11 protein-coding genes and 1 riboswitch are annotated in these 13179 nt (G+C 44.9%); of the genes, 6 read left to right on the top strand and 5 right to left on the bottom strand.

The window, feature by feature from the left end; genetic code table 11:
- Positions 1-7 precede the first annotated feature (7 nt).
- Entirely contained in the window at positions 8-1366 is a 1359-nt protein-coding gene (locus AC2TF5_RS17035) for a glycoside hydrolase family 30 protein (RefSeq protein ID WP_491298295.1), read from the top strand.
- Between the two features lie 195 nt (positions 1367-1561).
- Here AC2TF5_RS17035 and AC2TF5_RS17030 read toward each other — a convergent pair whose 3' ends face one another.
- From AC2TF5_RS17030 to AC2TF5_RS17010, 5 genes are all read right to left on the bottom strand, one after another.
- Positions 1562-2647 (bottom strand): lytic polysaccharide monooxygenase, encoded by a 1086-nt coding sequence (locus tag AC2TF5_RS17030; RefSeq protein WP_491298293.1) that lies wholly within the window; start codon positions 2645-2647, stop codon positions 1562-1564.
- 332 nt (positions 2648-2979) lie between these two features.
- Positions 2980-3708: an RluA family pseudouridine synthase gene (locus tag AC2TF5_RS17025; protein WP_491298292.1), complete on the bottom strand. Its 729-nt coding sequence runs from the start codon at positions 3706-3708 to the stop codon at positions 2980-2982.
- 3 nt (positions 3709-3711) lie between these two features.
- On the bottom strand, positions 3712-4575 hold the full coding sequence (locus tag AC2TF5_RS17020) for a class I SAM-dependent methyltransferase (RefSeq protein WP_491298291.1): 864 nt from the start codon (positions 4573-4575) through the stop codon (positions 3712-3714).
- 124 nt (positions 4576-4699) lie between these two features.
- Positions 4700-5215: a GNAT family N-acetyltransferase gene (locus AC2TF5_RS17015; RefSeq protein WP_491298290.1), complete on the bottom strand. Its 516-nt coding sequence runs from the start codon at positions 5213-5215 to the stop codon at positions 4700-4702.
- 14 nt (positions 5216-5229) lie between these two features.
- Positions 5230-7275, bottom strand: a complete 2046-nt coding sequence (locus AC2TF5_RS17010) for an endonuclease MutS2 (RefSeq protein ID WP_491298289.1) — start codon at positions 7273-7275, stop codon at positions 5230-5232.
- A gap of 903 nt (positions 7276-8178) precedes the next feature.
- A riboswitch (cyclic di-AMP (ydaO/yuaA leader) is annotated at positions 8179-8323 on the top strand.
- Between the two features lie 2 nt (positions 8324-8325).
- On the opposite strand from AC2TF5_RS17010, the gene AC2TF5_RS17005 reads away from it, so the two are divergent.
- The 5 genes from AC2TF5_RS17005 (at position 8326) to AC2TF5_RS16985 (ending at position 13172) form a co-directional block, all read left to right on the top strand.
- Positions 8326-9189 carry a C40 family peptidase gene (locus AC2TF5_RS17005; protein ID WP_491298288.1) on the top strand — a complete coding sequence of 288 codons (864 nt, stop codon included), beginning with the start codon at positions 8326-8328 and terminating at the stop codon, positions 9187-9189.
- A gap of 144 nt (positions 9190-9333) precedes the next feature.
- Positions 9334-9669 (top strand): hypothetical protein, encoded by a 336-nt coding sequence (locus AC2TF5_RS17000; protein ID WP_491298287.1) that lies wholly within the window; start codon positions 9334-9336, stop codon positions 9667-9669.
- Between the two features lie 201 nt (positions 9670-9870).
- Positions 9871-10821, top strand: a complete 951-nt coding sequence (locus tag AC2TF5_RS16995; RefSeq protein WP_491298285.1) for a carbohydrate ABC transporter permease — start codon at positions 9871-9873, stop codon at positions 10819-10821.
- Positions 10822-10880: 59 nt separating this feature from the next.
- The gene (locus AC2TF5_RS16990) at positions 10881-11750 is read left to right on the top strand and encodes a carbohydrate ABC transporter permease (protein ID WP_491298284.1); all 870 of its coding nucleotides are present in this window, start codon (positions 10881-10883) and stop codon (positions 11748-11750) included.
- Positions 11751-11792: 42 nt separating this feature from the next.
- Positions 11793-13172: an extracellular solute-binding protein gene (locus AC2TF5_RS16985; RefSeq protein WP_491298282.1), complete on the top strand. Its 1380-nt coding sequence runs from the start codon at positions 11793-11795 to the stop codon at positions 13170-13172.
- Positions 13173-13179 lie beyond the last annotated feature (7 nt).

The raw sequence follows: 13179 nt of genomic DNA, 5'->3' as shown, positions 1-13179 counted from the left end.
AAACAGCATGCTGAACATCACAATCTATCAGTCAAATGGCGAAGAAGAGTTATTCGTAAAGAAAACGGTGCAACAATTATCCTCTGTATCTCCGAAAGCAAAGATGAATACGATCACCATTGATGAGGACCAGACTTATCAGGAGATGGACGGTTTTGGCGCATCTTTTACGGATTCCTCAGCTTTCTTGATTCATCAAATCTTGGAACCGGAACAGAGAGCGGAGCTCATGACCAGATTATTCGATCCGAAGGATGGGATCGGCTTGTCGGTATTGCGCAACCCGATGGGCGCATCTGATTATGCGCGGGACTTTTATAGTTATAATGATTTGCCGGCAGGTGAAACCGATGTGGAGTTAGAGCGGTTTTCGATTGCACACGACGAAGAAGATATCATTCCACTTCTGCAAGAAGCTATACGTTTAAACCCTGAAATCAAGCTGATGGGTTCACCTTGGAGTCCACCGGGCTGGATGAAAACAAGCGGGTCTATGATTGGTGGGGAACTAAAACAACCATATTATTCGGTCTATGCGAGCTATTTCGTACGTTATATTCAGGCGTATGCTGCGAGTGGTCTGCCGATATATGCCGTCACTCCACAAAATGAGGCGCTGTATTCTCCAGGTCATTATCCCGGCATGATCATGCTACCCGAGGCGCAAAGTGGTTTTATTAAAAATCATCTGAAGCCGCAATTCATCAAGCACAATATTGATACCAAAATTTTCTGCTATGACCATAACTGGGATGAGCCAGACTATCCACGGACGGTGCTGAAGCAAGCGAATGCGGAGGTAGATGGTGTTGCATGGCACTGGTATGGCGGAATGCCATCAGCTCAATCGGAGGTTTTTGATGCGTTTCCTTATAAGGAGGTTCATTTCACGGAAGGATCAGGCGGGGAATGGATTCCACCGTTTGAACAAGCCTTTTCCAATGTTATTCGAACAGGGATTGAGATTCTTAGGAATTACAGCAAGTCCTTTGTTTTGTGGAATATGGCACTGGATGAGAAGAATGGTCCAACCGTACCTGGATTTGGAAACAGCACCTGTCGCGGTATAGTTACAATTAATCAGCAGACGAAGGAGCTTACGTATACGCTGGATTATTATGCGCTGGCGCATTTTAGCAAATTTATTCGTCCTAAAGCATTGCACATTGCATCTTCCTCAAGTAATGACCTCATTCGTTCAGTAGCTTTTAAAAATACAGATGGATCGATGGCAATCGTTTTGTTTAACAATGGTGAGGAGTCAGAGAATGTGGCTTTGAAGCTGCAAGGAGCAGATATTTTAAGCTTTCAACTAGAGTCTAAAAGTGTAATATCTATTATGATACCGGCTGATTACACAGCATAAAAAAGGACATCACCACAGCATAGAAATGCACCGATAAGGGGCTGTTCCAATGCAGTTTTAACTGCGAGGGTAGCTCCTTTTTTGTTATAATTATGATGCTAAAAAGCCCTCTGCTCCATCAGCTCTAAAATGGCTGAAGATCAGAGGGCTTCTGATTTAGATCATAGGTTTGTATAAGGTAGTGTCACAATCGGATTATTTCAAAGACCACAATGCGGTCACATTTGTTGGCTCCCATCCGACAAGTGAGGTATGTGGCTGAAGGCACTCGTAAGTGTTACCGTTGTAAGTGACCAACGCTCCTGTTTGATAAGCTGTATTGGCTGCCCATTCCGCTACGCCAGGATTGGGATTGGTTGGACTGGAAGTAGTCGTGGCGCTTACACTATTGCTAGCTGCAGACACGTTACCGGCTGCGTCTTTTGCTTTTACCGTGAAGGTATAAGGTGTATTTGCAGTTAATCCAGTGACTGTATAGCTAAGTGTAGAGCCAGATACGCTACCAACCAGCGCAGTCCCGCTGTAAATGTCATAGCCGGTGACGCCTACATTATCATTCGCTGCATTCCAAGCCAGCGACACGCTGAAAGTTGTTGTACCCGTAACACTCAGACTTGTAGGAGCTGTTGGTGCCTGTGTATCGCTGCCACCTCCGGAATTATTCAAATTTGCGTCAATCACTTGGTAGAAAGCGTTGCCTGTGTCGGCAATTTCCCATACGCCGAGGATCAGGTTGTAACCACTGCGATCTGTCGGTACGTTGCATGTGTGCGATACTGTGACATCCGGTCTCTTGCCGCCGTCATCGAAGTAACAGAACAGCTCCAGATCAGCGCGGGCGAGAGGTTTGCTTGGATCCCAACCTTTTTTCGTAATGTAATATTTCCATTCCTTAGTCGCATGTGGTGCAGTTAAATGCCAGGTGAATGTGTTGGCTCCGCCATTCATGTCTACTTTTGCCCAGCGGGTTGGTGTTTGTTCGTACAACTCCTTAAAAAGGTCAAGGCCTGCACCTGTGATTTGTCCGTCAGCCGGGCCAGCAGCTGGGAAGTTCCCCGGGGCTTCCAGCGAGTTAGCGTTATACTTAGTATACTCGCAATTTGTATTATCACCGCTCTTGCACAGAACAGCACGGCTTGCAGGAGATTCGATATATCCGTGGGCCGAGGCGCTGCTCGAAAAAATCATCATAACAGCAATAAACATGAATGAGAAACCAAGAACCATGTACAGTGGCTTCAAATGAAAGCGCTTGTAATTTTGACCAGACGTAAATGTCATTAACAAAACCTCCTTGGATTATAAAAATATGCTTCAAGTGAACATCATCTTACTAATATGTATACAGTTGTGATATCACCTCCTAGAAATCTATGAGTTGTAATCATGCTATATAAACTCTGCTGGAGTCTATACCATACCAACTATGGATTCATTTGGTATTTATAATTACTATTTTTAGATAATCACTAAAAAATGTAAAGGGTAAATTTGTCTTCTTGGGGGAGACAATCTTGTAGTATTTAATGTGGAGAGAAATGTGTTAACACATAAATCTGCATGTCAAAAAAGCCGAGATCCATGAAACAGATCTCGGCTCTTGAATTGATTTATCAATAGTTTTTAATCTCTCTGATCAAACGGCCAGAAGGGAAGAGATTCCACGGATGCAACGTCGGTGGCATGGATTCAATCCTAATTTCTTCCTTGCTCACAGGATGCGGGAAACCGACAAATACCGACCATAGTGCAATCTGTTGACCTACCTTATTAAGACCGTTACCATATCTCTGATCACCATACAATGGCCAGCCTGCATGGCTTAACTGAACCCGAATCTGATGAGGTCTCCCTGTATGAAGCTCCACTAGAACGAGACTCATACCGTTTTCAGTCGCAAGCACCGTATAATCGAGTATCGCTTCCTTGGAGCCTTCTGTTCCTTTAGGGACAACGCGAACCGTGTTGCTGCGGCTGTCTTTGTACAGCGTATCTACCAGTCTGCCGGAAGGCTGCTTGGGCTTGCCATGCACTACCGCTGCGTATAGTTTGCGGAAGCTTCTGCTGCGGACAGACTCCGATAAGCGGGAGGCCGCTTTGGAGGTTTTGGCAAATACCATAGCACCGCCGACTGGGCGATCCAGTCGGTGAACGAGACCAAGGTACACGTTACCTGGCTTGTTGTACCGGACCTTGATGTCATCTTTGAGTATCGTAAGCATGTCTGCATCACCGGAGGCATCCTCCTGTGAAGGGATATTTACGGGCTTGCTGACTCCAAGCACGTGGTTATCCTCATAGACAATCGGTACCTCAGGATAATTGGCTTTCTGATCATTCATACTCTACGACTCCCAGCGTCCCAGAATTCCACAAGGCAGATTAAGTCCGGAGTTGGTGATCGGCAGGCCGATCTCGCCAGCGCTGATGCTGCCGCCGTATCTTGGCTGCATGGTCATGGACAGCATATTTTTAAGCACGGTAGGTGAAATACCCGTTGTATAGGAGTTAATCAGCATGAAGAGCGGATTATCTGACAGGATATCGAGGCAGCTTTCCAAGAATGGATACAAGCTTTGCTCGAGCTTCCAAGTTTCTCCGCTTGGACCCCGGCCGTAGGATGGGGGATCCATAATGATAGCTTCATACTTGTTCCCGCGGCGCTGCTCACGTTGTACGAATTTGAATACGTCATCCGTGATGAAGCGGACAGGGCGGTCTGATAGACCGGACAAAGCCACGTTTTCCTTCGCCCATTGTACCATGCCTTTTGCTGCATCTACATGAACTACCTGTGCGCCAGCATAAGCTGCAGCAACGGTTGCTCCTCCAGTGTATGCGAACAGATTGAGCACACGGATTGGACGACCGGCGTCCGAAATTTTGTTCATCATCCAGCGCCAGTTAGCAGCCTGCTCAGGGAACAGACCGGTATGCTTAAAGCTCGTCGGACGGATGTGAAATTTAAGCTGGTCATAGGAGATGTTCCAACGCTCAGGAAGCTGCTTCTTCATATCCCAGCTTCCGCCGCCCGATGAGCTCCGGTGATAATGGCCGTGAACGTTTCTCCATACACTACTGTCATTGTTGAGCGGCCAAATAATTTGCGGATCCGGGCGGCGCAGAATAACATCGCCCCAACGTTCGAGCTTTTCTCCGCCTCCGGTATCTATAACTTCATAATCTTTCCAATCATCAGCTAAATACATGTTGAAAACCATCCTTCAAATTGTCATTTAAGCTTTATTGTACAACATTTACCGCCGACATTGCCACAAATCTGGTTATGGCGCTGATTGATGAAGGATTGTTGTTTTTATTTATTGAAGCGATTCATTCCATTTCCAAAAAGGCGTCGGAATAGCAGAGCTCGCCCTTGAAACGGTGTAGAGCACCTTCCTCGATTTCGTAAACCATAAAGACCTCTTCCGGAACCTCGAACTGTTTCAATTGAAAGCCATAATCACCTGCCTTAACAAATCCAAATTGCGGATAATACGAAGGATGACCGATCAGAAATACTAACGGGATGTTGAATTGCCGGCATCTGTTCAGACCTTCTCGAATTAACGCCCCGCCAATCCCCTTACGCTGTAAGGTCGGCTCAACGGCGAGAGGGGCGAGACAACCTACTTGATATGATTGATCATCATCTAATACTTCAGTTAAGCTGAACATGATGTGCCCGGTAATTTGTCCATCTGCCTCGGCTACGATGGACAAATCCGGAATAAAGTCTTCGGTGTCACGGATACGTTCAACAAGTCGAGGCTCAGCCTCATTCTTAAACGCGTTTTTCAGCAGTTGTTCTACTTGGGTGTAATCCTGGATTTTTTCTGTTCTTATCATAGTTATGTCCTCCTTTAGGATTCAGGTTTTATTTCAATGGTTAGTCCCTCGACATGCTTTCGGTTCATCAACTTCCGTTTCTTGCGGTTCTCTTTACTCTCAAAAACGATATCCATGTCATAGTCTTCAGGATACAGATCTTTACCTGCAATATGCAGTGTGAGGCGTTTGTGGTTGATTTTGATCTTTTGTTTTTGGATCATCACGCCAACCATACCGCGCGAATCTTGAGTTTCACAGACGATACCCGTCCTGTTCAAGGACGATACGTACACGCTGTCTCCGAGCTCATAATTAGTGGATTTCGAGCTATGATCTTTCTCATGAATTCGACCTTCGCTGTGAGGCGTTTCCTCGGATCGTTTTTCTACATCGTGACTTGATTGATCAGAGAAATCATCCTCATCAGGACTGTGACTTTCCTCAATAGATACATCTTCCGGATTGTCTTCATTAGCAGGCACATGAATCTCATCTGTATGGGATTCATTCGTGGAGACGTTGTAACTTGGGAACATCGTATTGTCATGTCCTACACCAGCTTCAGAAATTTCTCGGGAACGTGCAATGATTGCTGAAGGAATCCCCAATTTCTCAGCAATGACAAAAGCATAGCTTTGTCCGGCCTCTCCGATTTTCAACCGGTATTTCGGTTCAAGTGTCTCTGTGTCAAACTCCATTCGTGCGTTTTCGAACCCAGGAGTTATACGTGCAAAATTTTTGATTTCTGTAAAGTGAGTCGTAACGACAACCGTAGCCCTGCGGCGATGCAGCTCTTCCAGCACGGCGATCGAGAGGCCGATACCTTCTCCAGGATCCGTGCCTGAAGCCATTTCATCCAGTAATATCAGCGTTTTGTCATTGGCGGTTTGTAAAATATGATTGACGTTTCTTATATGAGCCGAAAAGGTGCTAAGCGCATGTTCAATGCTTTGACCATCTCCGATATCGACTGAAATCTGTTCATATATGCTGCATTGACTGCCTTCCTGAACAGGGATGAGCAGACCCGACTGAACCATCATGGTTAATAGACCAACGGTTTTGAGTGTTAATGTCTTACCGCCTGTATTTGGACCTGTTATGATCAGGGACTTGTAGTTACGACCGATTGCAAAATCCAGTGGGACCATACCTGGCCCCAACAGAGGATGGGTGGCCTGCTTGAGCGCAATGATCCCCTGATCATTAAGTTCCACGTTTCGTCCGCTGATGGACAGGGCGTATTTACCCCTCGCGATAATAAAATCGTACATTCCGACAGTATCTGCATTCAGCTTCAATTCGTGACTGTATCTCTCAGCCGTTTCGGTCAATGCACTGAGCACTTTGGTCTCTTCACGGGTTTCTTCGGATTGCAAAAAGCTCAGCTCATGTTGGAGGCTTGCGACATCACTAGGCTCGATATAAACCGTTTGTCCGCTTGCCGATTCATCCAGCACGACCCCGTTAACTTGCTTGCGGTGTTCTTTCTTGATGGGCAGAACATACCTGCCGTTACGTTTGCTGACCAGACTTTCCTGCATGATGGCTCGGTGTTTGCTGAGTAAACTGTCGAGTTTTCGCTTGACTCGCTCTTCAGATACAGCGATTTTTTTGCGGACTCTCGCAAGCTCCTTACTTGCACCATCAACAACACGGCCGCTATAAATACAGCGTTCGATTTCTGAGAGCAATGAAGCGAGTTCATACATTGAAGTGGCGTATGAGGCTATCTTTGGAGCAATTTCGCTCTTGGTGGCCATATAACGTATGAGCTGCCTGCAGCTGCGTAGGAATTGTTGGATATGGCCGAAGTCGCGTTCACTAAGCACATAACCGGTCCCCAGCAGCTGTTGAACAGGTTCTATTCCCTCCAAGGAAGGGATGGGTATACTTGCCCCAGCACGGAGTAGTGTACTGGCTTCAGAAGTTTCATCCAGCCTATGCCGGATTACCTTGAGCTGGGTGAGAGGGGTCATTTCACGAATGTGATTTTTCCCGAGATATGAGACGGCAAAGCGTTCCAGTTCGGTTTGGACCTTGTCGAATTGCAGTAATTTCATTGTAGCTAAATTCATTTGTGATCAAACTCCTTTGTATTGGTGTATATTTGCCTGAAAGAGCCCGTGAAAAACAAAAAAAGGCAGAGAATGAACGTAGGTTCACTCTCTGCCTTTAGTCAGTCCGCCTTGAAATTGATCGTCTCCATAGGAAATAGAGCTGCCAGCACTTACTGTACGCAGTCCTATTTACCAAAAAATCCGTGCTGAACTCAGCACGGATGAAAAGACGCCAAAACAGGATAGACCTCCCGGGCTTCAATTGATATCCGTTGTTCTTAACTAATTACACAGATGGAAAAAACCATAAGAAAATAAACATAGCCTTTTCAGGCCATGAAAAAAAGGGTTTTTCCAATCATATGAAATTTGGTTAGTTAAGAACGACCACCGACATCAAAATCTCTCCTTATTAAGAGGGTATGACATTAATATACGGTTTCTTTTTGGAAAAAGTCAAGCGAGGTTTTCATTATATATGTATATGGTGAAGTCCGAATTGTTATAAGAGGTTGTTCAAAAAGTCCGCTTTTGATCACGAAGTGAATCAGGAAGTGGGCTCGGCATCGAATCTTGAATTCAGCCGGTCCTAAGTGGATGCTTACGAAGTATGTTTCCTCCGGAAACATTTTAGGTGCTCACGTACCCAAAACAGCTGATGCTTCCGAAGACGTTTTCTACGAAAACGTGCAGCTCCGCTCCTCAGTCCCTAGCTTCATCCAACTCAAGCGTTTTGAAAAAACGCACATCGGAAGCATATGCTTCGGTGCTGAAAACCGACCTTTTTGAACACGTACTATAAGTATCGAAAAAGTATCAATTTCGCTCTAAAAGTTACAATCTGTTCATAATTTCATAAAATGGACACAATTTCGACCTATATCAAAGAGCTGGGTATGTTACTTTATAATGGTTAACTTGGTTTATTAAGTGCTGAATCCAGACGAGCATAACGTTTGGTACGGGGGAGCTTTATTTGGGGTGAATGTTTATTTGAAAATATAAACTAGGAAATACCTCTTTCCGAATCCGTCAACTAACCTCGGAAGCAACAGGGAGGAAAACATCATGAATAACTTACTGAAATCGGTTTTACTTTCAGGGGCCATTGTCGCCTCGACTCTCGTACTTAGCTCTGATCCAGCGAGCGCTGCTACTTCTTCCATTAAGGTACAAATTAACGATTCCTTAGTTTCTTTTCCGGACGAGCAGCCGTTTATTGACAGTAAAGGATTCACTCAGGTGCCTATTCGAATGATCGTAGAAAAAATGGGCTCCACCGTAAACTATGAAAAGATTAGTTCTACGAGCTCTAAAGTAACGATTAAAAAGGGAAACACCACCATCGTACTAAAATCCGGTTCCAATATTGCTTTAGTCGGTTCTAAACAAGTTGTCATGGACACGAGCATGCGGATCGTCGATGGCCGTTCTTTTGTTCCCGTTCGGTTTGTATCAGAAACGTTTGGCTATTCTTTGAAGTGGGACTCTAAAAACAAAATTGCTATCATCAGTACGGATGGAAAAAATTATCCTCCTGCCTGGACAGCTCCAAGCACTTCCCAAGGAAATCAGGCTGTATCACTAGCTAAACAATACCTTGGGACCAAATACGTTTGGGGAGGTGCCTCGCCATCCACCGGATTTGATTGCTCGGGTTATGTGAAGTATGTGTATGGTAAAATGGGTGTCAGCTTGCCTCATAGCTCCGTGTCGATGCATGACAATTACGGAACTTCGGTGTCAAAGAGCAATTTAAAACAAGGGGATCTCGTATTTTTCATTACTAACAAAGTTTCAACATCTCATGTAGGCATTTATATCGGTGATAATAAATTTATTTCTGCCACTAGCAGCGGAGTAACAATTGACAGCATAAACAGCTCCTATTGGGGACCTAAATATAATGGCGCAAATCGGATTTTAAAATGATTTTTATATAACAAAAAAAGGGGTTGTCTTCTGGTCATCTGTGATGACTTGGGGACAACCCCTTCTTTATGTTAATAATAGGCATACACCCTGTATTGGGCGTATGCATACAATGAGGGTAAGGACGATAAAAGGAGTGAACATATGACAACAACATACCCGAGTCATCATGTCGTTTACCAATGCGACCAACATACCGCGCATTTAATGAAACAACACAAGGAAAAAGTACATCATGCGATGAATAACATGGTCAATCGAAAAGTGCAAGTCCACACGGTGCATAATGAGATTATTGTGGGTGTGGTAGTAGGGGTGGATGTGGATTTTGTGTATTTGAGCATGGATCCACTTGACGACATGCGTGGTTTCTTTCCGGGATTTTCCCCTGGTTTCAACCCTCCGGGACCTATTGCCCCTTTCAATCCTATTCTGCCGCTGGCCTTGTTTAATCTGCTGACAATAAGCCTGCTGTTATAAAAAAGATCCGCAGGAAGGAGGAAATTACAACCAAAACCTGCGGAATTCTCGCAGGTTTTTTGGTTATAGAAATAAATTGGCGTATAAAAAAACAACATATTCCGGATTTGTCCACATAACCATTTACAGAATGGATTAGAGCGAGTGTACATCCATTCGTCATTCAATCCGGATCTCAATCTAGAGAGGAGGAGGGGCTGTTTGTCATCCACCCCAGAAGGGAAATACCTATCCAATCAAAGGACTATGTCCAAGAGGAAGTTCAGATTTACACGTAATGATTGGATGGGTTACTTGTTTAGTGCTCCTTTGATTGTCGGTGTGCTTGCTTTTGCCATTTATCCGATGTTTGCTGCACTGTTTATGAGTTTTCACCAGACATCAGGCCTTGCTTTGAATGGAAAATGGGTAGGTATGAGCAATTACAGTTATGCTTTAGAAGACTCCTTATTTTGGCAAGCGCTTACAAACACCTTTGTGATGGGCATCTGGTCCGTACTGCTTGGCATTGCCCTGTCGTTCATTCTCGCAAGTCTGATCAACAATTTGAAATGGCATCTGGGAAAAAATTTTTTTAAAGCGGTCTACTTTCTGCCTAACGTAGTATCTGGAGTCGCAACAAGCCTGTTATTCTCATTCTTGTTCTTTCCTTCAAAGGAAGGGTTGATCAATTTCGTGATCAGTTTTATCGGTCTTGAGCCGGTTGGCTGGTTTACGAATCCGGAGGTTTCCCGGTACAGCATTGTATTGATGAGCCTATGGGGTGCGCTTGGCTATAACACGATCATTTTTTTGGCTGGATTGCAAAGTGTTCCCCGTGATCTATACGAAGCTGCAGAAGTGGATGGAGCGGGAACGTACCGTAAGTGGCTCTATATTACCATTCCCTACTTGCGGCCAATATTTGTCTTTATGCTCATTATGGGAACCATCGGTGGTATGAAAAGATTTACAGACGTTTGGTTGATCGGAGGTACAGCCGGTAATCCTGGAGGCAGTCTGATGACGGTCGTGCTGTATATTTACCGCAATGCATTTCTGGCTTCACAGATGGGGCTTGCCACGGCAGTGTCTTATCTGCTGTTCCTAATAATCCTCGTGCTGACGGTATTTCTCATGCTGCTTAACCGACGTAAAGACAGTCTGGATTAACACAAGGACCGTATTTGAACAAGTGAGAAACCGTCAGTAAAAAGGATAGGAGGGAAATCATGGCCGATACAGTAATACCCAAAGTAACCGTTCGCCGCAAAAGGATATCTTTAAGTCAGCTTATACTGACCATTGTTCTGTTTTTAGGCTCGTTTTTAATGATTGTGCCGTTTCTCTGGATGCTTGTAACGAGCTTCGATTGGGGAGCGCGGCTTAATATATCGTTTCCGCCCAAGATTTGGCCCGAGGAACCGTCGATCAGGACATTCGAAGCGGCTTTTACCAATATTAAAATGTTCAAATATATCGGTAACTCAGTCATTGTCAGCGGTGGGGTCATTATCATTAGTTCGCTTTCGGCCTTGTTGTCGGGCTATGCCTTATCCAAGCTCCGCTTCAAAGGGGCGAACCTAGTGCTCTTACTCGCACTGAGCACGATGATGATTCCATTCGAGATGACGATGATTCCACAGTATTTGCTCTTCAGCAAGTTAGGTCTTGTTGATAATTATCTGGCATTTTATCTTCCTGCGATGAACTATGCATTTGGAACATTTTTGGCCAAAGCGTTCTTTGACCAGCTGCCGAGCAGTTTAAGGGAAGCAGCCGTGCTGGATGGAGCCAAGGAAATCACCGTGTTCAGCCGGGTCTACCTGCCGCTGTGTACACCGATTATCGCAACCATGGTCATATTGCTGTTTCTTGGTGTCTGGAATGATATGCTGTGGCCGCTGCTTATTTTGAAGACTGCTGCTAAATACACCATACAAATCGGTTTGGCCATGTTCACGTATAACAATGGTATTAATCAGCAGCCTGCTATCATTATGGCCGCGACGACGATAAGTCTTATTCCGGTCGTTGTCGTATATTTATTCCTTCAGCGTTATATCATCGAGAGCATTGCTTTATCCGGTATCAAGCAGTAAAGAGCAAATAGAAAGTCTATTACTTTTGGAGGTGTTAAGGTTATGAAAAAGGCATTGTTGCTCATTATGTCCTTCATGCTCGTGTTTACAATGGCCGCATGCTCGGGTAGCTCAGGGAAGGATGTAACTGGCGGCGTCAAAATTGAAAAAGTGTCAGATATGTCTGGCATGGTTCGCGTTGCATTGGCCGGCTGGCAGCTCGAAAACGGGATTGATGCATTGACAGGAAATCCGACGATTGGCCTGAATGAATATCTGGATAAAACGTTCAAAATCATGTACCCGAACATTAAGCTCGAGATTTACCAGATTCCGTGGGAGAACGTGAAGGCGAAACAATCGGCGATGCTGCTCTCTGGAGATGCAGATATACTCTACACAGGCGGAGCTTTTGCCTCCCAATGGTACCAGGAAGGACTGCTGCGTGACCTGGATGACTTGATCGAGAAAGATAAATCATTTGACCCGAAGATTTATTTGGAAGGCATTATGAACAACTCCTATAGTACCAAATCACCTGATGGAGCTAAACAATTCGGTATTCCTGCAGTTCTCGGGCGGAGAATGACGATCTACGACAAAAAACTGTTTGAAGATTGGGGAGTCGAAGTGTTATCTGCGAAGGCGACTCCAGAAGAAATATTGGATAAGGCTAAAAAAATGACCGGTAAAAATCCAAAAACGGGAGAAGACAATTTTGGAGTGTACTGGAGTGGTAACTCGCTCAATGGATCGACATTCGTAGCTCTTACCTTGGCTTTTGGCGCAAAAGGTGCAGAAGGTTCCCTGAAGGACACCAAGAATATCAAGTGGCATTTGAATACACCTGAGATGGTAAAAGTGATGGAATGGCTCAAAGAAGCGGCAGCACTTCCGCCGGCAGGTTTTGTGAATGCTCAAGGTGCTGAGAACTTTGGTCTGGAAAAGAACAATATCGCCATCGCCCTGGATTCTACGGGTGGCTCTTCGATGAGTGAATACCGTTCCAAGCAGAATAAAGAGCTGTTAGACCGTTTTGAACCGGTATTGAACATGGGGCCAAAGGGTGAAGGCTGGGTTGCTGTGGATCCGTTTGTCATGGCGAAAAATGCAAAGGATGTGGATGCTTCATGGGAAGTGTTGAAATTCCTTTCTGGTCATATGACTCAAAAATATATGTATGAGACTTTCTCTTATACGCCTACACTGAAAAATGCTGATTTTGTGACAGCCGAAGATAAATTTGTGAAAAAGGCACTTGAGATTGCAGAAGTCGGTCACTCTGAATTGATGGATGAGGCCAATCCATTCTATATGAGTGATATCGCACCAGCAGTGAACGGGTTTATTAGCCAGGCAGCATCAGGTAATGCACCGGATATCCAGAAGTTCCTGGATGACTTGCAAGCACGTGCAGAAAAATGGTCGGCCAATCTGAAATAACCAAGGG

It is taken from the genome of Paenibacillus sp. JNUCC 34, from assembly GCF_058269055.1.
Note: the sequence above shows the minus strand (reverse complement) of the source record. Positions and strands in the feature narration are given on the sequence as shown.

What these genes read in the sequence shown, in the direction of transcription:
- AC2TF5_RS17020 (WP_491298291.1), bottom strand. Translation starts at nt 4,575, where the DNA reads ATGTATTTAGCTGATGATTGGAAAGATTATGAAGTTATAGATACCGGA.
- AC2TF5_RS17015 (WP_491298290.1), bottom strand. Translation starts at nt 5,215, where the DNA reads ATGATAAGAACAGAAAAAATCCAGGATTACACCCAAGTAGAACAACTG.
- AC2TF5_RS17010 (WP_491298289.1), bottom strand. Translation starts at nt 7,275, where the DNA reads ATGAATTTAGCTACAATGAAATTACTGCAATTCGACAAGGTCCAAACC.
- AC2TF5_RS17030 (WP_491298293.1), bottom strand. Translation starts at nt 2,647, where the DNA reads ATGACATTTACGTCTGGTCAAAATTACAAGCGCTTTCATTTGAAGCCA.
- AC2TF5_RS16985 (WP_491298282.1), top strand. Translation starts at nt 11,793, where the DNA reads ATGAAAAAGGCATTGTTGCTCATTATGTCCTTCATGCTCGTGTTTACA.
- AC2TF5_RS16990 (WP_491298284.1), top strand. Translation starts at nt 10,881, where the DNA reads ATGGCCGATACAGTAATACCCAAAGTAACCGTTCGCCGCAAAAGGATA.
- AC2TF5_RS17035 (WP_491298295.1), top strand. Translation starts at nt 8, where the DNA reads ATGCTGAACATCACAATCTATCAGTCAAATGGCGAAGAAGAGTTATTC.
- AC2TF5_RS17005 (WP_491298288.1), top strand. Translation starts at nt 8,326, where the DNA reads ATGAATAACTTACTGAAATCGGTTTTACTTTCAGGGGCCATTGTCGCC.
- AC2TF5_RS17025 (WP_491298292.1), bottom strand. Translation starts at nt 3,708, where the DNA reads ATGAATGATCAGAAAGCCAATTATCCTGAGGTACCGATTGTCTATGAG.
- AC2TF5_RS17000 (WP_491298287.1), top strand. Translation starts at nt 9,334, where the DNA reads ATGACAACAACATACCCGAGTCATCATGTCGTTTACCAATGCGACCAA.